The sequence below is a fragment of the Klebsiella sp. BIGb0407 genome (assembly GCF_024807845.1).
Classification (GTDB): Bacteria; Pseudomonadota; Gammaproteobacteria; order Enterobacterales; family Enterobacteriaceae; genus JGM124.
Genome location: NZ_JANUEQ010000008.1, coordinates 238,954 through 260,154 on the forward strand (window position 1 = coordinate 238,954; position 21,201 = coordinate 260,154).

Here is a 21,201-nt window from a genome sequence, read left to right on the forward strand (position 1 = left end):
CTCCTTATAAGAGGGTGGGGGAAACATCCAGCCATTGACCTGGGGCCAGTCCGTCGAGCGTAAAAGGCCCCATGGCATAACGAATCAAACGTAGTGTCGGCAACCCGACATGGGCGGTCATTCGACGCACCTGACGATTACGTCCTTCATACAGGGTGATTTCCAGCCAACTGGTTGGAATCGATTTACGTTCCCTGATGGGGGGATTACGTGGCCATAACCAGCTCGGCTCATCAATCATCCTGACTCCGGCAGGCAGGGTCAAGCCATCCTTGAGCTCCACTCCGGCACGTAATGCTTCGAGTGCCGCGTTATCGGGTACCCCCTCCACCTGAACCAGATAAATTTTACCGGTTCGTTTACCAGGCGCAGTTAGTTTTGCCTGTAATTCACCGTCATTGGTCAGGACTAATAGGCCTTCACTGTCTCTGTCAAGACGCCCAGCGGCATAGATTCCAGGCACGGAAATATAATCTTTAAGGGTTAAACGCCCTTTTTCATCAGTAAATTGCGTCAATACATCGTAAGGTTTATTAAAAATAACGACCCGCTTGGGCCCCTTGTCATGATTAACTTTCGTCGATTTGCTGGAGCTGAATCGTTTAGTTTGGTGATTTCTTTGATAAGTTTTGTTCATAGTATTTTCAGCTGGTGTGTATTAGCGCATTATAGCTGAAATGAGAAGCGATTGGCGCGAGAGCGATATTGCAGTAGTATGTGCCCGCACATTACAAATGATTAACATAAATCAGTAACCACCAGAAGCGCTCGAAGGAGAGGTGAATGGAAAGCAAAGTAGTCGTTCCGACGGAAGGTACAAAGATCACCCTGCAAGATGGCAAACTCACTATCCCTAATAACCCAATCATTCCTTTTATTGAAGGTGATGGTATTGGTGTGGATGTCACCCCAGCGATGATCAAAGTCGTTGATGCCGCCGTTGAAAAAGCCTACAAAGGCGAGCGGAAAATTTCCTGGATGGAAATCTATACCGGCGAAAAATCTACCCAGGTTTATGGGGAAGATGTCTGGTTGCCACAAGAAACGCTCGACTTGATTCGTGATTACCGTGTTGCTATTAAAGGACCTCTGACGACGCCAGTCGGTGGTGGTATTCGTTCTCTGAACGTTGCTCTGCGTCAGCAGCTTGACCTGTACGTTTGTCTGCGTCCGGTGCGTTACTATGACGGCACCCCAAGCCCGGTTAAACACCCGGAACTGACCAATATGGTTATCTTCCGTGAAAACTCAGAAGATATCTATGCGGGTATCGAGTGGAAAGCCGACAGTGCTGAAGCGCAGAAAGTGATTAAGTTCCTGCGTGACGAAATGAACGTGACCAAAATCCGCTTCCCTGAACATTGTGGTATCGGCATCAAGCCATGTTCAGAAGAAGGTACCAAACGCCTGGTACGTGCTGCCATTGAATACGCAATCACCAACGATCGCGACTCACTGACTCTGGTACACAAAGGCAACATCATGAAGTTCACCGAAGGTGCCTTTAAAGACTGGGGTTACCAGCTGGCACGTGAAGAATTCGGCGGCGAACTGATCGATGGCGGTCCTTGGGTTAAAATCAAAAATCCAAATACCGGTAAAGAAATTATCGTTAAAGACGTTATCGCTGACGCCTTCCTGCAACAGATCCTGCTGCGCCCGGCTGAATATGACGTTATCGCTTGTATGAACCTGAATGGTGACTACATTTCTGATGCACTGGCCGCTCAGGTTGGTGGTATCGGTATCGCCCCAGGCGCCAACATCGGTGACGAATGCGCACTGTTTGAAGCAACCCACGGCACCGCACCAAAATATGCAGGCCAGGATAAAGTGAACCCAGGTTCAATCATCCTGTCTGCTGAAATGATGCTCCGTCACATGGGCTGGTTCGAAGCAGCTGACCTTATCGTTAAAGGGACCAGCGGCGCAATCAACGCGAAAACCGTGACTTATGATTTCGAACGCCTGATGGATGGCGCTAAACTGCTGAAATGTAGCGAGTTTGGTGACGCAATCATCGAAAACATGTAATTCCGTTTTCGGTTGAAAAATAAGCGGGAGCCTGATGGTTCCCGTTTTTTTTACCAGTCTGCGTACGGTTAGCAAAAAGTTTGCAAAATAAGTTAGCAAAACTTTTTTTCCGTAGTAGCATTTTTCATTACTATTAGAATTTGATGATTAAGGGCGAGGGATAGATGTCCAATCACATTACTAAAATAAAACAGATTAAAATTATCAATTTTCGTGGTTTGAATAATTGCATTATAAATTTTGGCGAGCGAATAACTGCCATTTGTGGGAAAAATGGAACGTCAAAGTCTACAATTCTTGGTATCGCAGCTCAGATGTTTAATTTTGAAACAGACTATACAAAAAAACCTACAGTAAATTTGAAAGAATACAAGTCATTAGCTGGAAGGCCATTTGTGTCTCAGTTTAGCGAACACTTCAGACTTTCAATCACTCACGATACTCCTAGCTCAATGAGTGTCGATGTTTCTATTTATGATGGTGCTGAAGATAAGGTATTGGATAAACTAAAACTTGGATTATACCTACGAAGTAATCACTCATCTCCACGAGCCACTGTTCGAAATAATACGACGACCAATGGTGCAAGTGATAGCCGTAAAGTAACTCATCCAGTTATTTATTTAAGTATGAAACGTCTTACGCCAGTTCCAGATAGGCAAAAATATGATGTGTCCAGCATAGATAGTTATATGATGGAAAATAAAAATGAATTTATTTCTTTAAGTTCATATATATTAGGGGTTAGGGATTCTAATACTCTTACCAAAACTGCAGGCACAATTAATTCTATGGTCGTTAGTGGTGAAAAGTATGATCACCAATCTGTTTCCGTAGGCGAAGATAATTTAGGGCAAATACTACAAGCAATATTTTCCTTTAGAAAACTTAAGGATGAATATCCAGATTATCATGGTGGTATGTTGCTAATTGACGAACTTGATGCCGGACTGTTTCCTGCGGCTCAGAGACGTCTCTTAGAAAAAATGTGCTCATTATCTAGGGAATTAAATATTCAGATAATTTTCACCACCCATTCACCTGAGCTAATAAATAACATTGCAAATTTAAGCAAGAATGATGCTGAGAAATATAAATTAATATACCTAACAAATACTTATGGTGCTCTAGAGGCTAAGGAGGGTTATAGTTGGGCTGATATAAAATTAGATTTGTTTAATGAAACTATTCAGTTGAATGACAAGGAGAAAATTAAAAAAACAAATGTTTTCTTTGAAGATAAGGAAAACTTTGATTTCTATTCTGCTTTGGTTACACGTCGAGATTTGAATAGGTTGCTTAATCCGTACAAGGATATTACTCTTGGATGTGAAAATTATCTTCAGCTTTTATCTAAAAAAGTACCTGGGTTTTATCAATCAGCAATAATAGTCTTGGATGGTGATGTTAAAAAAACAAAATATGAAAATGTCATTAAGTTACCTACGAATCTACCTCCAGATCAATTAATATTTGAGTTTTTATATAATCTTGATTCGTCTGATGATTTTTGGAAAAATGAAATAAAATATACAAAATCATATTTTTTTGAAAAAACAATTAGTATTATTGACGCTTTAGGATTGACGGAAAATAAAATTGATTTAACAGTGAAAATAAATAACATGGATAAATCAAAACTTAAAGGAATAACATTACGTGTTTTATTTAAGAAGTTTACTGAAGAACAATCATTTCAGTATTTAGTCAGCAATGGTGGTGTGAATTTTAATCCTTACAGACGATGGGCCAATGACAACCCGTTGTTGGTTGATAAATTCAATACCTCATTAGTCGAATCGTTGCGATTTGTAATAGGAGCAGAATTAGGAGTAGAGTGTGATAAGCTCAAAAGTATGCTTTCAAAATGAGGTTCTGATTTTGCTGTACTCAGGAATCTATTTACGTGGTATTATATACAGTGATGTTAAATGTTGAGTAAAAAATGATGAGATTTAGCACCCCTCTTCGCTATCCCGGCGGTAAAGGTAAACTAACCAATTATCTAGTTAAACTTATAGATATTAATGGGTTAGACGGATGTGAGTATGTAGAACCTTATGCTGGAGGGGCTGGGGTAGCTATAAACCTTTTGTTGTCTAATAAAGCATCAAACATCCATTTGAATGACTTAAATAATGCCATTTATTGCTTTTGGAAATCAGTTTTAGATGATACTGAACATTTGTGTTATTTAATAGAAAACACATCTGTTAATATGGATGAGTGGTACAAAAATAAAGAAATTATAAATAATCAAGATCAACATTCTTCTATTGAAATTGGGTTTGCAACCTTCTTTTTAAATCGAACAAATCGTTCTGGTATTTTACTTGGAGGTGTTATTGGAGGAAAGGAACAATTAGGCAAGTGGAAGTTAGATGCTCGATTTAATAAAGGTGATTTGATTAGTCGAATCAATAAAATATCAGAGCGTAAGAAAAACATTCATCTATACAATCAGGATGCGAAAGAATTCTTAAGTTCTACAGTATCAACTTTTCCGAAGAATACATTGATATATCTTGATCCTCCATATTATGTCAAAGGTAAGGGGTTATACCAAAATCATTATAGACATGATGATCATGTTGATATTGCAAAAAAAATCATTACTAATAATGAGCAATACTGGATAGTTTCCTATGATAATACACCTGAGATAAATCAGATGTATTATGGGCTTAGAAAAGTAGAGTATGGTATTAACTATAGTGCTCAATCACGTTATCAAGGCGCAGAGGTTATCTTTTTTTGTAAAAGAATGAATATTCCTGAAGTATCTGATCCTACCAAGGTCAAGTAGTTTTTATTATACTCCAATCTTTTCCCCGATCATCGTTGTATCTATCGGTCTGTTTTTGCGATTTATGTCCAAGCAATTTTCGCGTATCGATTCCTTGTTCTTTATAAAGTCTCTCCGCTAAAGATCGTTGCTCATGAAATGTAGCTGGCGTTCCATCACCCCAATTTATCTCTGTTTTATTTCTGGCTTTGGTGAAGTTTGTTGTCAGTGTATTGCCGCTGACCTGAGCACCTCGCTCTGCTTGTGATGTTGCCCGGAAATAGTGAACAAGGAAAGGGCTGACAGCATAATCGCGACAGCGAGATACAACTTCTCTTAAACTCCAATTAATTGCGTTTAGTCTGAGAGAAAGCGGAATAGCGAGTTTACTTCCCGTCTTTTCCTGAATGATATGCAGGTGATCATCCCATATATCGCTAAATTTCATATTGGAAATATCACCAAGCCTTTGGCCTGTTACGATCGCTAATAACATCGCATTGCCCATGTACTGATGATTTGAATCCGCAATATCAAAAATACTCTGCCATTCTTCCAGGCTTAACCGCTGGCGTGTGATTTTTCGCCGTGGTTGTTTAGTTGCCTGGGCGGGGTTATATCCAGGAGGAACCTCACCGTAATGCTGGGCTTCTTTAAACACATCAATTAACACCGAGCGAATAACCTGAGCCATCCGGGGTTGTCCGTCTGCAATATAACTATCAAGGATCTGAGCTATATCTCTCACATCAACCAGCGGAATGGGTTTCATGCCAACACGTTCGCGTAAAAGGGCTACTGGTTTTGCTTTCTGTTTAAACGTATTCAGTTTTATATCGTCATTGGCTAATCGCTCTTCCTGAATAACCCAATAGCGATCAAGCCAAGTGGTTGTGGTTATTGCTTTACCTTTGCAGGTGGCAATTTTATCGCTGATAGCAATGATCTGGCGCGTTCTCTGTTCTGCTAATCGTGTATTTGCCTCTATGGCAATTGCTATAGCTTCTTTTTCATTATCACCCAACGAGTGGAATTTTCCGGTTATTGGGTGCTTGTAGCGCCAGTAAACCTTATTAGCCTTCCGGCTGAACATTGGATATAAATTAGGAACACTGACGTTATTTTTACGTGGTCGAGCAGCCATCTGCCAAGATCCTTAAAAGTTTGGGAGGGTCTGACTTTTTGGTTTCTGGCTTGGCCAGATCACCAACAATTTCTGCATCTTCCCGTACTCGCCACGATCTGCCTTGCTTCGTGGCTGGCGGGGAAAATAGATTACTCTTCGCATACTGGCGAAGGGTATTTATTGCTGGTGGATTGCTGCGATATTTATCAGCAGCCCACTCCTCAAGTGTTAATAGTTGAATCATGGCAAGCTCTCCACACCGGCTGCACCCGGTTATTTGGTTTCTGTTGCTGGTGGTTTTATTGAAGCGCAACGCTGTTGCAGGCTTCTAATGGTCACTAGTAGCAGGTTTATATCAGTCCTACTGCCGTGAGCTATTTCAGCAATCTCCATTACCAAAGATTTATAATCAGCGCCATCAGTCAGTGGCGGGACGGTGAAAAGTGGAATTACCCGCCTCATGTCTGCATGTGGAGTTATAGGATTGACGGTAAATAGATAGCCACAGCCGTCACGTTCAACATCGCGTAACTCTTGCTCATCAGTCCATGCGATCGGCTTCTCCGCAGCCTCTCTTCGCGCCAGTAGCTCGCGAGCCATTGACTGGTATTCTTCATCCTGGCAGATGCAAATCATGCCTTTGTTAGCAAGTTCAGCCAGGCGCTTATTGCTCAGGTTATTCATATAGCCTCCTGCTGTTGGGATGCTGGTATACCGTCGTAAATTTCATTGAAATGCCCACGAACAACCATCCGACGAAGTGCGCTGTACATGAAATCGCACTCAGCCTGTTTGTTTCCTGTAAATGGCTTCTTGTTATACCAGGCGGTATTCGGAGGCCAGCCGTGGATACGCATAACCCGGTTGCCTTTGACATGAAGTAAACCCCACCCGTTAGGCAAATCTTCCACGCTGACTATTCCCGGCTCACACATAAAGAATCGCCAGTCACCCATACCGACAGCAGGGTCGATACGGAAATGTTTTTTCTTATCAGCCAGGAAGTCGCTGCGAGAGCACTTAACTTCGATAAGACAAGAAGTGCCATTACGGAAACCGATAGCATCCGGCAACTCCCCAGTACCAGAGTAGGCGCGGAAGCGGTCGTGAAATGCCACACCAAAGCCATTTGACTGTAGAAAGCGAGCTGCGCGAAGGCAAATTGCATCGTGAGTCATGGACATCCTACTCACCTCCATTAGCAATACCGCCAGTTGGAGCGAATACTGGAAACATTCGCACAACGTCTACTTTTGAATGTGGAAACATTGCATCATATGGGTAGTTATCAGGTAATTCGTCCTCATAAATCCATGCAATAACAACCGGAACAGCCTCAAGCTCAGCTACACGCTTCTGTGACTCTGTGTAAAGGTTCTCTACCCGACGAAGCTCTTTAGCGGCTGCTGCCGCAAGTTCATCAGACAGCAGCTCATCTCGTTTTAAATCTGCGTTCTGCTTCTGCGACTGCTCCAGTGCCGCTATCAGTTTTGCCTCGCGCTCTGTTGCTATTCTGGTTACACGCTCAGTAAGTTTTTGCTGAGTCTCTTCAATAGTGTTCGGGCCAAATAGCTCTGTGTGGATGTCAACGACTCCAGCAAAGAAGTCAGCTATTTCGCTGCTAATCAGCCCTTCGAGTTGTTTAGTCACTGCTGGCCTCCAGTTTGTTAGCGCGGTTAACCAAAATTTCAGCCTTTTGTTCATCATCAAGAATGTCATCAGACACAATGGCTACTTGATCAGAACCGCTCCATGATATTGGTGGGCTGGCCTTAATTGCTTTGTTAAGAGCCGCTACAGCCCCCTGAATATCTTTTGACAAAAGGCTGATATCGCCATCTTCTGGAAATTCATTTTCGCAATGTTGCTCAATATCGAACTCTGCTGGGTAATTCGGACTGCAAATAACTAACTGCAACTCACTGGGCAGAACTGAGTTATCAAGGCAGTAATCAGCCAGCGATTCCATATCAAAGAAGTAGGTGTCATCATCAAAAATAACCAAAGGCTCACCGCCCCACACAACACGTTCAAGCGTTGCAAAGTGCGCCTCTCTTTTTAGTTTGTGACATATCTCGCAATAGCTTCTAATTTCGTGGATAGGGTGATCGTCAGGATGTTCTTTGCATTTACGATGAGTAGCCCCGCACCAACGAGCCTGGTATTCATCATTGCCCCAGAAACGGCCGTCACGGTCTACCCAGCCTGTGACTGTCTGAATGCTAGCCGCCGCTGGAGAATCCATCATGATTGTTTTTGCTTCGGTGTTATTACTCATTGGTAACCGCCTTGAATGCGAGGAAAGTGCTCATTGAGCGATCAACAAGTTTGGTATTGTGGTACTTACTGATAGCCCATGTGATAGCGAACAAAATCCAACGGAAATGGCTGGTATAGGTTTTGAATGTCAGGCCGTCGCAAAGGTCCCAAGCGCTAAATCTTTCAGGCCAATCAGCGTTATAAACCGCCTGATAGGCTTCCCAGTCATTGCTGAACTCTGCACGACACAAATCACGGACTATTTCACGAACTATGGCCTTATCACTGTCTGGCGTGTCGTCGTCATCGTCCCAATCGTCATCCTCTGATTCATCCCCCTCAGAGTCTTCAAGATATTCGCTTAACGATTCTTTGAGGCTTTTGCAAAAGGCATCATGATCGTAATCCTGCGCTAATAGATTGCGGGCAGAGCAACCCGCGCCAGCCTCCAGCTTTTCAGACCAGTAGCAGGTATTAATTCCACCTTCCCAGCCACCAAAAAATCTAAACATGTCGGCAATGCGAGAAAACGTCCAAGTACCCATATCGCCAGTCACAGTCAGATAACCGGGCCAAGTGACTACATCGTAGTAATAGCAACTGGTGTCGGGTTCCTTCATGCGAAGGTGGCGGTAAAGGCCATCATCACGGATTATTTCCAGGCGATGGTTTGCTGTGTCCAAAAGAAAGCGGGTATCTGTATTAAATTGACGACGTTTCATTGGCCTGACTCCTTACGAAAAATAAGATTTTCGGCCTCAAGTGCGGAGTTCTTATCCAGTGACTCACCCAATGCGACAAACACAACATCCAAGCGAGCAGCTAAATTTTTCATTAACGTTGCAGCTGCTGGTGGCAGGTTCTTGGCCTCTTCATGACCAGCCATTACCAGATCAGTAATTTTCATGTGTGCCATTATTTTCACCCCATCAACTCATTGAAGCGGTTCATGAAAAATCCATATGCCTGCCCAGGCTTAAGTGGATGGATAGCAAAGCCATCGTAGGGCAGTATTCCTTCGAGAATGGGCCAGATAGAACCGTCATCTATATCCAGATCACGTCGCTCTGTTGCCAGCATGATTAGGTCGGCGTACTTAACTCGTTTACTCATTTTCTCAGGGAGATTGAATTTTTTACGGACGACAGCATCCACCTTGCTTTCCATTGCCTGATAGTCTGGTAATAGTTGTTTCAAGGGTGATGGAATGTCCTGGCAGTACGCTTCTACGCCGTCATGCAGCAGGGCTTCTAACGCAAAATCAGCAGGAACGATCAGGCTGCAATGAACTGAGTGCTGCGCTACGCTATAAAACTCAGGCAAATGACCACCAAAGCGACAGATATTTGATAGGGACACAGCAATATCTTCGATATTAATCTGCTCCAGCTTTAGATTTAAATAATCAACATGCTGCCCGGTGAATGTTCTGATAAATGACATTTAATTCTCCACTAAATAATAAGTACCACTGCACTGGTGCTGAATTTTGGGTGTAAAAACCCACCAATCCATTACGGATTGTTTTTAAGATCCAATATCGAAGACTTAATTCTTAAATTGTGGTGGTGGTGCCTCCACCTGCCAGCTCGGCTACGACTGGCGACGGTTTAGACTATTCACACACATTCCATTTCATGGTTTAGGTTTTGCCTCGTCACGTACGCTGGTCGCATTACCACAACAGCAGGCACCTTCCAGTTGCGTTTAACTGCCAACCACATAGTGAAAGGGAGTTCTGAACGGTGCCTGCGGTTGTGTCCTGTTAAAAAGCTGGTGGCTACCTATTGCAAGGGATGGTATGCCACCAGAACAGGGTAAGGAACTTTGCGAGTCATCCGGATATTCATACGCCACCGGCGGCTACTTCGTGGGCTTCCTGCCTGCTCGCTGTTGATGAGTTGAATGTACCTTTGGTTACGGTTTTCGTCAAGATTAAATGTTCCAAAAGTTACATTGAGTGGCAAAATAAAAGCCAGCTGTTGAACTGGCTCTTTGAAAAGTTATAAGTTTTGCGTTACTTGAACAACTCTTCCGACAATCCTGCAGTTACCGTTTATTGGTATAGGGTTAAACGCAGGGTTTAATGGCATTAGATAGCATTGAGGGCTATCCCAAACTAATTTTTTTACGGTAGCCTCTGATGATCCCTCAAGCATCGCAACTACGATTTTCCCATATAGATTATCAAGTTGCCCGTAGTTAGGTTCGACTATAACAATAGAACCTTCTGGTATAGATGGTAGCCCGGTGGGGTTAGTCATCGATTCACCACGAACAACTAAACCAAATGCCTGATCTGAAACGTCTGAAGTAGTTTGAATCCAAGACAGTGCATCTGAAACCTTCTCTGACATTGGCACCTCTGTCCAAGCTCCCGCTTGTACCGCTGAGATTATAGGAATGGATTTTGGTGGCTTAATGTATGGGATCACCTTTGTGTCATCAGGCTCATCATCATTCTTCCCATACAACAACCAGTCAGCGGAAGTTGATAAGGAAGCTGCCAGTTGGTAGAGGTTCTCTCCAATAGGCTTAGTTGTTCCATTTTCCCATTTCGTAACAGATACGCGACTAACCCCAAGCCGTTTTGCTAGGGCTTCTTGGGTTATATCGAGCTGTAGTCTGCGTGAGCGGATGCGATCTTTCATTTCTGTTTTCATGTAACCAATGTTACCTAATATCAATGTAACTGTTGTTTGCTATTTAATGTACCTTTTGTTACCTTTACGAAATCATCAACGGAGAGAAGCCATGTTTAAAACTGATGTTGTAAACCACTTTGGTGGAGTTGCAAAAACTGCTGTTGCGTTAGGAATATCTCACCCAGCAGTTTGTCGTTGGGGAGTAATTATCCCAGAACGGCAAGCACTAAGGATTGAGAAATTAACTCGTAGCAAACTGCAGTATGACCAACGTCTTTATTTGAAGAATAGCGACACCAAAAAATAACAGTAACTACCAGGAGAAACGGAAATGGTAGACACAATAAACGAAGCAATACGGGAAATGTGTAAGGCGCATCCAGCAGGGAAACCGGGGATGGCTGCTGATCTCGGTATGACTGTTGACGTATTCAACAATCACGCATACCGCAAATGCGGCTCTCGCTTCTTTACCCTTGATGAACTGGAACTGATGCAGGAGTTATCCGGTACCGCTTTTTTTGCTGAGTATTCTGCATCGAGAGTTAAACGTCTGCTGGTTGATATTCCTCCATTGGAATGCTTGGACAATGTTTGTCTCTATCAAAACGAGATGAATATTGCGGCTGCTCAAGGTGAATTCTCTATAGCAAAAATACAGGCCATTGCTGATGGCGTGGTTGATCGGCATGAGAGCAGGGATATTACCAACAAATTTAAGCGCTACTTGCGTTACAGCATGCAGGGTTTCTTTGGGTTCATGGCGTTGAATGGTGTGGTGGATCACGCGGTAGATACGTTTGTGTGCCAGAGAAAGAGTGACGCCCGCGAGTGTGCAGCTCCGGGCGTCGTGGCGAATGAGTCTTTTGTGGAGAACTAATACGCATGAACAGTGTAAACCGATTCAGGCCAGCAACGCAATTCAGATGCTGTCCGTTAGTAGGAGATTCCCCGTTCGGCTACGAACAGAGATTACTCACAGCTGACGGTGCTGACAACTACCAGAACCAGCCTGCACTGGTAGGTCAGATAGAGCGAGCATTTGCGGATATGAACGCTGAGGGGCTTAAGGCGTGGAAGAACTTGACCGGTACTACATCGACTGGCGGGGTCGAACCGTCCACGTCATTGGGTATGACAGACAAAAACAGTGGGTCATATTCCGAGAGCCTGGCTACGAGCACGACTGCATGTTGCCCGTCGAGCAATTCCAGAAGAAATACAGGCGGGTTGATGAATGAGCACTAATAACAGGATTTTTGACGTTGTTCAGGCAATGTCTGGACAAAAGAACGTAATAGTCATCCCCCGTCCGTACCTGAAGTTTTTTGGTAGCGATCAGCAGGCCTTTCCCTTGGCAGCATTATTAAATCAGATTGTGTTCTGGTCTGGCGTTGATTCATCTTGCGGTGATGGGTGGTTCTATAAGTCTCACAGGGAAATGGGGGCAGACCTTGAGGTTCTGAGTGAAGATCAGGTCCTGCGGTTGGTAGGAAAGATAGAGAAAAAGTACCTTGCTGGAATTATTGAAACAAAAAGCCAAAAGGTTAACGGGACACCTACAACACACTATCGAATCATTGATTCTGACGCGCTGATATCTAAAATATTCCCGCCAGCTATGGACTCCGCGAAAGCGCGGAATGGAAAACGCGAAGCTGTGGAATCGGAATCGCAGAAGTGCGGAATGGAGACCGCAGAACCGCGGAAACAATGCCGCGAAGTCGCGGAATCCTATCTTTATACAGATCTAGACGCAGATAGAGACTCACAGATCAATAAACCCTCTTGTCAGCTGGCTGGGCCAGCAGACGGAGAGGAATTTATTTCTAAGAAATTAACCAGAGAAGCAACCGAGGTATTGCAGCACCTCACAAACCTCACTGGCGTTAAATTTGAACCAACAGACGGGAACTTGCAGCACATCAGAGCTCGTCTTCGTAATGAGACTGCTACCAAGCAAGATGCGATGGTTGTGATTGAACATCTCGTAGGGTGCTGGATGGGTACCAAATACTCAAAAGGGCTTAACCCGGGCAGGATTTTTTCTTCGGATAAATTCTCTTCCAATTTGATTGCTGCTAAGGCCTGGGAGTCTGCTGGCCGTCCAGACTGCAAGAGCACCACGCCTGCAATTGATATCGCCGGGCGTGAAGAGGCATACACAAACCTGATCCAGCTCCGCCGCAAGCCAGCAAACAGACTCGAAGAGATAGCGAAAGAACTCGCTGGAAAAGCCAGTTTTCCAGGACGCCTGGGTGAAGTTGCAGCTCGAGCTACGTGGAGAGGTATTTGGTCTCAGGCAGTGGCTCAGGCCAGCGAAGAAGATTCGGCGAGGATCGCATCATGAGAACTCCAGCTCAGAAGCTAATCCTGAATTACATCATCCAGAACCCTGACACGCAAATGAGCGACATCATTGCTGCGCTACCGGAATTATCACGCTCCGCAATATCGTCAACGCTTCCAATACTGGTCCGGGAAGGGCGTCTGATCCGCACTGCCGGGTGCAATAAGCGATTTGAATATCGCATTGTCCACGGGCAGGTTATTCGCCCATTACCTGAAGAGGTTGAAACCAAGACAGCTAATTTGCTGGAGCTGCCTTTGAATCGTGAAGCAATCAGTATTGATGAGTGGCAGCGTCGATTCGAGCAGGTAAAAGAGCTGCAAGCCAAGGGCTTATTTCGACGTGCATCGCGCTTATCGCTGGAACTGCTGGATGTTACTGGCGATGTCAGATTGCGCGAAGAGTTGATTATTTTCAAGGCTGGCACCAATCGCGTGGGGATTTGGTTATGAGATACGGATCGGTTTGCAGTGGCATTGAAGCTGCCAGCGTTGCCTGGGAATCATTAGGCTGGAAAGCTGCTTGGTTCTCTGAGATAGAGAAATTCCCATCAGCGGTTTTAGCCAGTCACTGGCCCGACGTTAAAAATCTCGGGGATATGACCAAAATTGCTGAGTCTGTGCGTGCTGGTGCAACCGAAGCGCCCGATATTTTAGTCGGCGGGACGCCGTGCCAGTCATATTCGATTGGTGGACTCAGAAATGGACTTGCGGATCCCCGCGGGAAACTCACTTTATCATTTGTGGAACTAGCTAATGCCATCGACGAAAAACGCCATGAACACGGAGAAAGCCCCGCAATCATCACCTGGGAAAATGTCACAGGGGCGTTCTCATCGAAGGACAATGCATTCGGATACTTTCTTGCAGGACTGGCTGGAGAAGTTGAGCCGTTCGAACCTGGTCCACGACCTCCAAAGGGATCACACGGCAAATTCTGGCGCTGGAATAAAGAAACCGGTAAGCACATTCCAGTCTGGGCAAAGCGTGGTGCTGTTATTGGACGACAGCGCAAACTGGCCTGGAGAACCTTTGATGCTCAATACTTCGGAGTGGCCCAACGACGCTCAAGAATTCTTCTTGTTGGAAGCGCTCGAACAGACATCGATCCCGCAAAAATACTTTTTGAGTCCGAAAGCATGCGCCGGGTTAATCCCCCGACAAAGCAGACGCCCGTGCCTGTTTGTCTTACAGCAAGAGGGGCAGGCTCTCTCGATGACAGAGAAACTTACGCTGTTACGCAAGCAGGCCAAATTAGACACTTAATGCCGGTTGAGAATGAGCGGCAGATGGGGTTTCCCGATAACCACACAAAAATCATCTGGCGCGGCAAAGATGCTGCTGAGTGCCCAGATGGTCCACGCTATAAAGCTATCGGCAATAGCATGGCTGTACCGGTCATGCGTTGGCTGGGTGAGCAAATCACGGCAGCTCTGCCAGTTCCCGAACATAAAGCGATTCAACGTCCTTTCCTCAAGTGGGCTGGTGGTAAGTTTTCAGCACTCAATGAGCTATTCGCACATATTCCCGCTGGCCTTCGGCTAATTGAACCCTTTGTAGGAGGCGGATCCGTATTCCTCAATTCAGACCGTCACAGTAATTTCCTGCTGGCTGATGCAAATAGTGACCTTATCTTGACGTATCAGATGCTCAGCGTTGCACCAGATGAGGTTATCGCCCGGGCAAAGTGGATATTTGAAAGGATGAACACGGAAGAGGACTTTTACGCTATCAGGACTGAGTTTAATAACCACTGCCTGGACGGTATTGAGAGAGCCGCTGCGTTTATCTATCTGAACAAGCACTGCTTCAATGGCCTAATGCGATATAACCAACAGTATCAATTCAATGTTGGCTACGGCAAGTATAAAGCGCCTTATTTCCCTGAAGCGGAGCTGCGTAAATTCTCTGATATGTCGCATAACTGCGTTTTCTTGAATGCGGAGTTTTCCCGCACCCTGGCGCTGGCCGGTGAGGGTGATGTGGTTTACTGCGATCCCCCGTATGAGCCATTGCCTGATACCACAGGATTCACTGGGTACGCTGCTGGTGGCTTTAACTGGGATGCCCAGGAGAAGTTAGCGACTAATTGTGTTGCTGCCCACCAACGTGGCGCCACGGTCATTATCTCTAATTCAGGCGCACCAAAAATAGCCGACCTGTACCAGCAGCACGGCTTTACTCTTCACTCAGTCAACGGGCGCCGCAGTATTTCATGCAGAGGTGATCGCGCCCGTGCGTCTGACATTTTGGCAATACTCTGAGGATATCGTATGAATCAATTAAATATGAACGGTCAGGTTTTTTCATCGTGTCCAGCGCATAAGGGGGATGAGTGAGAGCATTGCTTACCCCTATTGTGATCCACCAGCTTGGACAAGTGATACTCAAGCCTAGCCGTGACCTGTTGCCTCTTTTCTCATCAGGCCGCGTTTTGATTGAGTCCGAACCAGTTGATATGAAAAGTCTACCTGTTGGCCGGGTTCCGGACGCCAGACAGCCATTAGCTGAGGATCCGTTACTGGTGTCATTTTTCATCGACGAGCGAGTAATCAATGCTGCTGGTGGTATCAATTCATTAGAAAGCTGGCTGTTAAAGCAGGTAAAACACTGCCAGTGGGAACATACTGATTACCATTTCCGTGAGCTGGTAACGATGAGACATGAACCTGGCGCAATTGCTGTGTGCTGGGCATGTGATAACAAACTTCGTGACCATTTCACTGAGCAATTGGGCGATATAGCCAGCAAGAACGTCATTGACTGGGTGATATTTAGCATTCTGACCGATCTGGGTTATAACTCTGAGCGCGTATTGTCGGTCGCTGAAATTTGCTGGTGGGCCATCTACCGAAAAATCCCGAATGCAATCACAGATGAACTTGCACGCAGAGCCCTACGCTTTCCTGTTGAGACTTCCCCTGAAGTGATGAAAGAAAGCGATATTGCACCACCATCAATACCTTCCTCGGTGATTTTTCGTGACCGTGTAGATCCCCATCTCAACCGTGACCCACTGACCCCATTGCCTAAGCCGGTTGTCACTCTGGCGGTTGATCCGGAATCACCTCAAACACTATTTGCCAGGCCAAAGCGTATCCGCTGGGAAAGCGCCAAGTATCTCAAATGGGTGAAGACCCAACCATGTGCATGCTGTGGACAGACAGCTGATGACCCTCATCACTTGATTGGATGGGGGCAGGGTGGAATGGGTACTAAAGCGCACGATATCCTGGTGCTCCCTCTGTGCAGACAGCACCACGATGAATTGCACCGGGATATACAGGCATTCGAGCAGAAGCACGGCACACAGCCAGAAATGATAATCAGATTGCTGGACCGGGCTTATGCGCTCGGCGTTCTGGCGTAAGGAAAAATTATGCGTGATATGTATGATGTTCTAGATCGTTGGGGTGCTTGGGCTGCTTCAGAGAATAGTGGTGTAGACTGGCAACCTATTGCAGCTGGTTTTAAAGGATTAATACCACACGGCAAAAAATCACGAACTCAATGTGATGATGATGAAGGTATTATGATTGATGGCTGTATAGCAAGGTTGAAAAAATATAAACCAGAAGAACACGAGCTAGTCATAGCTCATTTTGTTATTGGCATTTCACTAAGAGCTATCGCAAAGAAAAGAAAGTGTTCAGATGGTACTGTTAGGAAAGATATGCAAACAGCATTGGGTTTTGTTGAAGGAGTTATCTGCATAGTTGATGGAACTTAAAACAGGATATAGCGCATCAATGTAGATAATGATGCGCTATATAAGTTTCATCAACGTTTTGTATGATTCGAAGCGCTCGAAGACTGAGACCCTGAGTTCTGGCTTACACCTACAATGGTATGATGCATTCCAGAATTGTTTGCTGAACTCGAGCTAGGCATCCTTGGGGCGGAACTATTTGAATAGGGCTTGTAACCCACTCCGCTCGTTAATGTATTATTGTTCATATTTACCCCACCCTTCACTAGTAATATTATGCTGAATGGACAAGTGTCCTACATCGCGTACTATTCCTTCCGTCCTGAACTGGTATGAACAAGACTCTTTCGCTTCGACAATCGCGCGCGGAAGGCTAAATGTAGCTTCTTGGTCTTGTCCCAAGAAAGCAGAAGGATTGAATGGTTCTCCAAGTCTTAATTCGCTTTTTATATCTTCATATATCTCTTTGATAAGACTATATAATTCAGAACCTGGTTTCTCAATATTTAGGCCTAATTCATTTTCAGCCTCACGTCTACTAATAGTATAGTCATGGCTTCCTGAGTCGCTGCATAAAAAGTTAACAATATTTACGATTTTCTCAGGGTCTTTTATCTGGTGAGATAAAAGTTTGGTAGCAAGCATCTGAATTTGAGATTTAGAGCGATAAACTTTTCCCAGCACCAATGGATGAACTTTTTCACCCAAAGAAAGAAGCAATTGGGAAAGAGATGCAGCATCAGAAATCTTAAGCTCTTCTGTAGCGAGAGCAAGATATCCTTTTATGTCTTCAACACTTACAGGCAGCTTAATCTCTTGTCCATTTATGAACGCAGATGGATTAAGTGGCGTTGTAATGCTTGGATCGATTGGCCCTAAGGTGGCTTGCTTAGTCATGATGATCGAGTTAGCGCCTAAGGACATGATTGTCCCAGAACTATGGCATTTAGAAGGAATTATAACTTCTAGTTCATCACAGAACTGGCGAATCAAGTTAATTAGGCTCCAAGCTGTAAGTGTGTCACCGCCGCGAGTGTAAATGAATAAGCTAATTTTGGGTACTACCCCAATGATATCTAGATGATTGACGAAATAATCGAATACGTCGCTGTGAATCTGAGTTTCCATACCTGGTTTGTCGCCAGTTACAAAACAAATCACTTTTGAACCACGCATATCTTCTAAGCGTCCGTACAAATCCTTGCGATTCGCGTACATTCTCTCTTCTTCTATTTTTGTTTTTTTGCACTGTTTATATTCTCGGATAATAATTCGACAAAATCTAAGAAACAACAAAAAAATACTAACGCGTACGCATATCACAATATATTGTGGTAATAGTGTTCCAGTAGACACAACGCTTAACACATTAGAAGCTCCGCCTCATCAGGATTTATCGTTTCTGAAGCTCTGAAAATGAAGTGGTAAAGCGGTTAGACCGCGCCGAAAGGCTATGCTGCTGTCATGATGCAGCCCTGAGTCGCAAAGTAACGGCGAGCCTGTGTAGTGACGGGTTAAGGTTCTTATATCAAAACAAGCTCCGGTAGAGCAGCGCGAAGGCCAGACGCGCACCGGTTATCAGCGGCAATGAAGCGACGCAACCTCAAGGGCATGAGCGTGGCCACTACGATTAGTGGCAGAAAATATAATGCGGAAGTAATGCAGTGGTTATTAGGGTTGTTGTTTTTTAATGTTAAGATTATTCCGAACAATAACAGATGGGAATAATTCAAAAAAATGAAAAAAATAATGATGGTAGCGTGCGGTGTATTGCTTTTGGCGGGTTGCGCCACAAAGCAATATCCTCAAGCATCTAACGTTACAGGTGAAGAAGCATCTTCATTTGACTGCAAAGCAATAACTCAGGAAATCGCTAAGGTGAAAAGCATTCAGGCTGAAATTGAGCAGACTGGTGAATTTGATGGAAGAACAGTTCTCGGTGCGCTGGGCGACTTTGGTATCGGAAATGGAATGGCTAAAGGCGAAGCACGCAAGAAGGCACAGAACCGATTGAATCAGTTGGAGTCGCTTAAAACAGTTAAGTGCCAGCAAGGATAGTAAAACAATTTATCTAAGGTCCCGTACTGCGGGTTTTTTCTTATCTGAGCCTAGCTAACCGCTAGGCTTTTTCATTTGCGCTTACCCATACAGCTAACCAACTTATCTATTAACGCAATGGATGAGGCGCATCCTTTCACCTATACAGCACCGTCCGACTAACGGAGGTGAGGCCATGAAAAGAATGAGCACTTTATATAGCAGACTCTCATACGGCACCGGGACCGCACTGACGGGCTGCGGTGTCTCAGCTAAGGCATACGCCGACACAACAAAAATAGGGGTATGGATTTTGGCCGACAAAATAGCGGGACTGACCCTGAGTGATTGGGCGATCATTGTCGGTATTGCGTGCACGGTCGTTACCTGTGGCGTGAACTGGTACTACAGACGTAAAGAACGAGAGGACCGAGTTAATGGCCTCCCTCAAAAATAAACTTAGTGCGGCGGTTATTGCTCTGATAGTTGCTGGTGCATCGGCCCCAGTTATTCTCGACCAGTTTTTGGATGAGAAAGAGGGGAATCACGATACAGCTTATCTTGATAGCGCAAAGCCTCCAATCTGGACTATCTGCCGTGGCGCCACGATGGTAGATGGCAAGCCGGTAGTTAAAGGCATGAAGTTGACTACTGAGAAATGCAACCAGGTTAATGCTCTTGAGCGCGATAAAGCCTTGGCTTGGGTGGATCGCAATATCAAAGTACCACTAACTGAGTCTCAGAAGGCAGGTATTGCCAGTTTCTGTCCGTACAACATTGGCCCCGGTAAGTGTTTCCCGTCTACGTTCTATAAGCGCATGAATGCCGGTGATACCAAAGGCGCTTGTGAAGCTATCCGCTGGTGGATTAAAGACGGTGGGAAAGATTGCCGTATTCGCTCTAATAATTGTTTCGGGCAGGTATCACGCAGAGACCAAGAATCAGCGTTAGTTTGTTGGGGGATAGGTCAATGAAATGGTATCACCTGGCATCAATCGCACTCCTAGTCTGCTTCGCTGGCGGCCTTATCTACTCAGCCAATCACTACAGCGGGTTATACGAATCCCAGAAACAGGAAACCAAGTCGGAAAAGAAGAGAGCTGACGATGCTGAGTCATTGGCACAACAGCGACTGGACACTATCAACGATATGCAGGTACGACAGCGGAATGTTGCCGCGCTTGATGCCAAGTACACCGGAGAATTAGCCGATGCAAGGTCAGAGAATGAAAGGCTGCGTGCTGATATCGCTACTGGCAAGCGTAAGTTGCAGCTCAACGCCACCTGTTCAAAGGGTGACTCCTCCACCGCCAGCAGCCTGGGCGATGGAGAAAGCCCAAGACTTACAGTTGATGCTGAACTTAATTATTTCCGTCTCAGAGATGGAATCGCAACCATCACAAAGCAAGTGAATTACTTGCAGGACTACATCAGGCAGCAGTGCCTTAAGTGACGAGGTTAACTATGGATAAGAATGCAAGTATCACCTTTAGTGGCACCATTAGCGCTCAGGATAAAACCGAGTGGCAAATTGGTGTTGAGCAGCAATTGCAGGCATTAGCAGATAACAATGCCTCGTTGAGCGCTCAAGTACAGGCGCTGCAAGCGGCGATCGTTAGTCAAGCAGAAGCATGCAGCCATCGCTGATAGAAGACATTAGGCCAAAGGGATGACAATGAAACTAACTCTGAATGAAGTCATGGGTAGCCTACGCGTTGTTTGTGCACTTGATGGTTATGAGCTTCACAGCCCCGCTGGCGTTGCGTATTACGATGAATGCGGGGTTCGTAACCGCGTTAACGGAGTGCCAGAGTATTTCCCTTTAAGTCTGTCAGTGCATACAGCCACTGACAATAAACTCGGTAAGTTAGGCGGTAAGGATGGCGGTGTATCTATGGGTTGGAATATCCAGCTCCAAGCCAACGCTCTTATTGCCACGACTACTGAGCAAGCAATTCAGGCCACTGCTCGTGCGGAATCGTTAGCATCATTAACAGCCAAGTCTGAAGCTAACTCTGCAGATATTGAGTTAATCAGGGCTTCTATTCTTGGTCTTCTTAAGGAGGGTATTCAATCAACTATTAAGAGTTTAATTAAATCAGAGAAAAATCCTGGTGGCTTGCTTTACCGTCGATAGATGGCATTACAACAGACATTCGCTGAGTGTCTGTGATAATGATAATTACTATCGTTATGGGTCCTTTCCAGTACTTAGAGTCATTACGGGGCGGCGACCTCGCGGATTCTCGCTATTTAT

29 protein-coding genes are annotated in these 21,201 nt (G+C 45.0%); 17 read left to right on the forward strand and 12 right to left on the reverse strand.

All coding sequences use genetic code 11. The annotated features are described in order from the left end of the window. Positions 1-4: 4 nt before the first annotated feature. Entirely contained in the window at positions 5-637 is a 633-nt protein-coding gene (gene rluE / locus M2387_RS21110) for a 23S rRNA pseudouridine(2457) synthase RluE (protein WP_259052385.1), read from the reverse strand. 146 nt (positions 638-783) lie between these two features. Between rluE and icd the strand changes: the two genes are divergently transcribed. The 3 genes from icd (at position 784) to M2387_RS21125 (ending at position 4,840) form a co-directional block, all read left to right on the forward strand. Next, positions 784-2,034, forward strand: a complete 1,251-nt coding sequence (gene icd / locus M2387_RS21115; RefSeq protein ID WP_259052386.1) for an NADP-dependent isocitrate dehydrogenase — start codon at positions 784-786, stop codon at positions 2,032-2,034. Positions 2,035-2,198: 164 nt separating this feature from the next. Beyond that, a complete protein-coding gene (locus M2387_RS21120; protein WP_259052387.1) occupies positions 2,199-3,905 on the forward strand; it encodes an ATP-binding protein in 1,707 nt (568 codons plus the stop codon). A 74-nt stretch (positions 3,906-3,979) separates the two neighbouring features. Further along, entirely contained in the window at positions 3,980-4,840 is an 861-nt protein-coding gene (locus M2387_RS21125) for a DNA adenine methylase (RefSeq protein ID WP_409040161.1), read from the forward strand. On the opposite strand, the gene M2387_RS21130 is transcribed toward M2387_RS21125, so the two are convergent. The 10 genes from M2387_RS21130 to M2387_RS21175 form a co-directional block, all read right to left on the reverse strand. Beyond that, positions 4,833-5,963, reverse strand: a complete 1,131-nt coding sequence (locus tag M2387_RS21130; RefSeq protein ID WP_259052388.1) for a site-specific integrase — start codon at positions 5,961-5,963, stop codon at positions 4,833-4,835. The two genes, M2387_RS21125 and M2387_RS21130, sit on opposite strands and share 8 nt — an antisense overlap. After that, entirely contained in the window at positions 5,944-6,189 is a 246-nt protein-coding gene (locus M2387_RS21135) for an excisionase (protein WP_259052389.1), read from the reverse strand. The genes M2387_RS21130 and M2387_RS21135 overlap by 20 nt, the downstream gene beginning before the upstream one ends. 29 nt (positions 6,190-6,218) lie before the next feature. After that, positions 6,219-6,629: a hypothetical protein gene (locus tag M2387_RS21140; RefSeq protein ID WP_259052390.1), complete on the reverse strand. Its 411-nt coding sequence runs from the start codon at positions 6,627-6,629 to the stop codon at positions 6,219-6,221. Beyond that, entirely contained in the window at positions 6,626-7,129 is a 504-nt protein-coding gene (locus M2387_RS21145) for a hypothetical protein (protein ID WP_259052391.1), read from the reverse strand. The genes M2387_RS21140 and M2387_RS21145 overlap by 4 nt, the downstream gene beginning before the upstream one ends. Before the next feature lies 1 nt (position 7,130). Further along, entirely contained in the window at positions 7,131-7,595 is a 465-nt protein-coding gene (locus M2387_RS21150) for a hypothetical protein (protein ID WP_259052394.1), read from the reverse strand. Further along, on the reverse strand, positions 7,588-8,223 hold the full coding sequence (locus M2387_RS21155) for a hypothetical protein (RefSeq protein ID WP_259052398.1): 636 nt from the start codon (positions 8,221-8,223) through the stop codon (positions 7,588-7,590). The genes M2387_RS21150 and M2387_RS21155 overlap by 8 nt, the downstream gene beginning before the upstream one ends. Further along, positions 8,216-8,926, reverse strand: coding sequence for a hypothetical protein (locus M2387_RS21160; RefSeq protein ID WP_259052401.1), 711 nt, complete (start codon positions 8,924-8,926; stop codon positions 8,216-8,218). The genes M2387_RS21155 and M2387_RS21160 overlap by 8 nt, the downstream gene beginning before the upstream one ends. Further along, entirely contained in the window at positions 8,923-9,120 is a 198-nt protein-coding gene (locus M2387_RS21165; RefSeq protein WP_259052403.1) for a hypothetical protein, read from the reverse strand. Before M2387_RS21165 ends, M2387_RS21160 begins: the two co-directional genes overlap by 4 nt. Before the next feature lie 5 nt (positions 9,121-9,125). Further along, the gene (locus tag M2387_RS21170; protein ID WP_259052405.1) at positions 9,126-9,647 is read right to left on the reverse strand and encodes an HD family hydrolase; all 522 of its coding nucleotides are present in this window, start codon (positions 9,645-9,647) and stop codon (positions 9,126-9,128) included. A gap of 560 nt (positions 9,648-10,207) precedes the next feature. Then, the gene (locus M2387_RS21175; RefSeq protein WP_259052407.1) at positions 10,208-10,867 is read right to left on the reverse strand and encodes a LexA family protein; all 660 of its coding nucleotides are present in this window, start codon (positions 10,865-10,867) and stop codon (positions 10,208-10,210) included. Positions 10,868-10,958: 91 nt separating this feature from the next. Between M2387_RS21175 and M2387_RS21180 the strand changes: the two genes are divergently transcribed. From M2387_RS21180 to M2387_RS21215, 8 genes are all read left to right on the forward strand, one after another. After that, a complete protein-coding gene (locus M2387_RS21180) occupies positions 10,959-11,156 on the forward strand; it encodes a Cro/CI family transcriptional regulator (protein WP_259052409.1) in 198 nt (65 codons plus the stop codon). 24 nt (positions 11,157-11,180) lie between these two features. Then, a complete protein-coding gene (locus M2387_RS21185) occupies positions 11,181-11,729 on the forward strand; it encodes a YmfL family putative regulatory protein (RefSeq protein WP_259052410.1) in 549 nt (182 codons plus the stop codon). A 193-nt stretch (positions 11,730-11,922) separates the two neighbouring features. Beyond that, entirely contained in the window at positions 11,923-12,090 is a 168-nt protein-coding gene (locus M2387_RS21190; RefSeq protein WP_259052411.1) for a DUF4222 domain-containing protein, read from the forward strand. Further along, a complete protein-coding gene (locus M2387_RS21195; RefSeq protein WP_259052412.1) occupies positions 12,087-13,199 on the forward strand; it encodes a conserved phage C-terminal domain-containing protein in 1,113 nt (370 codons plus the stop codon). The genes M2387_RS21190 and M2387_RS21195 overlap by 4 nt, the downstream gene beginning before the upstream one ends. After that, positions 13,196-13,651, forward strand: coding sequence for a MarR family transcriptional regulator (locus M2387_RS21200; protein WP_259052413.1), 456 nt, complete (start codon positions 13,196-13,198; stop codon positions 13,649-13,651). The genes M2387_RS21195 and M2387_RS21200 overlap by 4 nt, the downstream gene beginning before the upstream one ends. Beyond that, positions 13,648-15,462: a Dam family site-specific DNA-(adenine-N6)-methyltransferase gene (locus M2387_RS21205; RefSeq protein ID WP_259052476.1), complete on the forward strand. Its 1,815-nt coding sequence runs from the start codon at positions 13,648-13,650 to the stop codon at positions 15,460-15,462. The genes M2387_RS21200 and M2387_RS21205 overlap by 4 nt, the downstream gene beginning before the upstream one ends. Before the next feature lie 71 nt (positions 15,463-15,533). Continuing rightward, positions 15,534-16,568, forward strand: a complete 1,035-nt coding sequence (locus M2387_RS21210; protein ID WP_259052414.1) for a DUF968 domain-containing protein — start codon at positions 15,534-15,536, stop codon at positions 16,566-16,568. A gap of 9 nt (positions 16,569-16,577) precedes the next feature. Then, positions 16,578-16,928, forward strand: coding sequence for an antiterminator Q family protein (locus M2387_RS21215; protein WP_259052417.1), 351 nt, complete (start codon positions 16,578-16,580; stop codon positions 16,926-16,928). Positions 16,929-17,144: 216 nt separating this feature from the next. Here M2387_RS21215 and M2387_RS21220 read toward each other — a convergent pair whose 3' ends face one another. Beyond that, positions 17,145-18,275 carry an SDH family Clp fold serine proteinase gene (locus tag M2387_RS21220; RefSeq protein ID WP_259052419.1) on the reverse strand — a complete coding sequence of 377 codons (1,131 nt, stop codon included), beginning with the start codon at positions 18,273-18,275 and terminating at the stop codon, positions 17,145-17,147. Between the two features lie 369 nt (positions 18,276-18,644). Between M2387_RS21220 and M2387_RS21225 the strand changes: the two genes are divergently transcribed. From M2387_RS21225 to M2387_RS21250, 6 genes are all read left to right on the forward strand, one after another. Continuing rightward, positions 18,645-18,965, forward strand: a complete 321-nt coding sequence (locus M2387_RS21225) for a hypothetical protein (RefSeq protein ID WP_259052421.1) — start codon at positions 18,645-18,647, stop codon at positions 18,963-18,965. A gap of 175 nt (positions 18,966-19,140) precedes the next feature. Beyond that, positions 19,141-19,401 (forward strand): phage holin family protein, encoded by a 261-nt coding sequence (locus M2387_RS21230; protein ID WP_259052422.1) that lies wholly within the window; start codon positions 19,141-19,143, stop codon positions 19,399-19,401. Then, a complete protein-coding gene (locus M2387_RS21235; protein WP_259052423.1) occupies positions 19,382-19,918 on the forward strand; it encodes a lysozyme in 537 nt (178 codons plus the stop codon). Before M2387_RS21230 ends, M2387_RS21235 begins: the two co-directional genes overlap by 20 nt. After that, positions 19,915-20,397 carry a lysis protein gene (locus M2387_RS21240; protein ID WP_259052424.1) on the forward strand — a complete coding sequence of 161 codons (483 nt, stop codon included), beginning with the start codon at positions 19,915-19,917 and terminating at the stop codon, positions 20,395-20,397. Before M2387_RS21235 ends, M2387_RS21240 begins: the two co-directional genes overlap by 4 nt. 11 nt (positions 20,398-20,408) lie before the next feature. After that, positions 20,409-20,591, forward strand: a complete 183-nt coding sequence (locus tag M2387_RS21245; RefSeq protein WP_259052425.1) for a hypothetical protein — start codon at positions 20,409-20,411, stop codon at positions 20,589-20,591. Positions 20,592-20,619: 28 nt separating this feature from the next. Continuing rightward, positions 20,620-21,081, forward strand: a complete 462-nt coding sequence (locus tag M2387_RS21250; RefSeq protein ID WP_259052426.1) for a hypothetical protein — start codon at positions 20,620-20,622, stop codon at positions 21,079-21,081. Positions 21,082-21,201: the final 120 nt, after the last annotated feature.

Bases quoted from the DNA above. Each gene is read 5' to 3' on its own strand.
- M2387_RS21145 (WP_259052391.1), bottom strand. From the start codon at position 7,129: ATGTCCATGACTCACGATGCAATTTGCCTTCGCGCAGCTCGCTTTCTA.
- rluE (WP_259052385.1), bottom strand. From the start codon at position 637: ATGAACAAAACTTATCAAAGAAATCACCAAACTAAACGATTCAGCTCC.
- M2387_RS21245 (WP_259052425.1), top strand. From the start codon at position 20,409: ATGGATAAGAATGCAAGTATCACCTTTAGTGGCACCATTAGCGCTCAG.
- M2387_RS21165 (WP_259052403.1), bottom strand. From the start codon at position 9,120: ATGGCACACATGAAAATTACTGATCTGGTAATGGCTGGTCATGAAGAG.
- M2387_RS21120 (WP_259052387.1), top strand. From the start codon at position 2,199: ATGTCCAATCACATTACTAAAATAAAACAGATTAAAATTATCAATTTT.
- M2387_RS21160 (WP_259052401.1), bottom strand. From the start codon at position 8,926: ATGAAACGTCGTCAATTTAATACAGATACCCGCTTTCTTTTGGACACA.
- M2387_RS21135 (WP_259052389.1), bottom strand. From the start codon at position 6,189: ATGATTCAACTATTAACACTTGAGGAGTGGGCTGCTGATAAATATCGC.
- M2387_RS21205 (WP_259052476.1), top strand. From the start codon at position 13,648: ATGAGATACGGATCGGTTTGCAGTGGCATTGAAGCTGCCAGCGTTGCC.
- M2387_RS21195 (WP_259052412.1), top strand. From the start codon at position 12,087: ATGAGCACTAATAACAGGATTTTTGACGTTGTTCAGGCAATGTCTGGA.
- M2387_RS21170 (WP_259052405.1), bottom strand. From the start codon at position 9,647: ATGTCATTTATCAGAACATTCACCGGGCAGCATGTTGATTATTTAAAT.
- M2387_RS21250 (WP_259052426.1), top strand. From the start codon at position 20,620: ATGAAACTAACTCTGAATGAAGTCATGGGTAGCCTACGCGTTGTTTGT.
- M2387_RS21235 (WP_259052423.1), top strand. From the start codon at position 19,382: ATGGCCTCCCTCAAAAATAAACTTAGTGCGGCGGTTATTGCTCTGATA.
- M2387_RS21180 (WP_259052409.1), top strand. From the start codon at position 10,959: ATGTTTAAAACTGATGTTGTAAACCACTTTGGTGGAGTTGCAAAAACT.
- M2387_RS21140 (WP_259052390.1), bottom strand. From the start codon at position 6,629: ATGAATAACCTGAGCAATAAGCGCCTGGCTGAACTTGCTAACAAAGGC.
- icd (WP_259052386.1), top strand. From the start codon at position 784: ATGGAAAGCAAAGTAGTCGTTCCGACGGAAGGTACAAAGATCACCCTG.
- M2387_RS21230 (WP_259052422.1), top strand. From the start codon at position 19,141: ATGAAAAGAATGAGCACTTTATATAGCAGACTCTCATACGGCACCGGG.
- M2387_RS21175 (WP_259052407.1), bottom strand. From the start codon at position 10,867: ATGAAAACAGAAATGAAAGATCGCATCCGCTCACGCAGACTACAGCTC.
- M2387_RS21200 (WP_259052413.1), top strand. From the start codon at position 13,196: ATGAGAACTCCAGCTCAGAAGCTAATCCTGAATTACATCATCCAGAAC.
- M2387_RS21215 (WP_259052417.1), top strand. From the start codon at position 16,578: ATGCGTGATATGTATGATGTTCTAGATCGTTGGGGTGCTTGGGCTGCT.
- M2387_RS21185 (WP_259052410.1), top strand. From the start codon at position 11,181: ATGGTAGACACAATAAACGAAGCAATACGGGAAATGTGTAAGGCGCAT.
- M2387_RS21225 (WP_259052421.1), top strand. From the start codon at position 18,645: ATGAAAAAAATAATGATGGTAGCGTGCGGTGTATTGCTTTTGGCGGGT.
- M2387_RS21125 (WP_409040161.1), top strand. From the start codon at position 3,980: ATGATGAGATTTAGCACCCCTCTTCGCTATCCCGGCGGTAAAGGTAAA.
- M2387_RS21240 (WP_259052424.1), top strand. From the start codon at position 19,915: ATGAAATGGTATCACCTGGCATCAATCGCACTCCTAGTCTGCTTCGCT.
- M2387_RS21155 (WP_259052398.1), bottom strand. From the start codon at position 8,223: ATGAGTAATAACACCGAAGCAAAAACAATCATGATGGATTCTCCAGCG.
- M2387_RS21130 (WP_259052388.1), bottom strand. From the start codon at position 5,963: ATGGCTGCTCGACCACGTAAAAATAACGTCAGTGTTCCTAATTTATAT.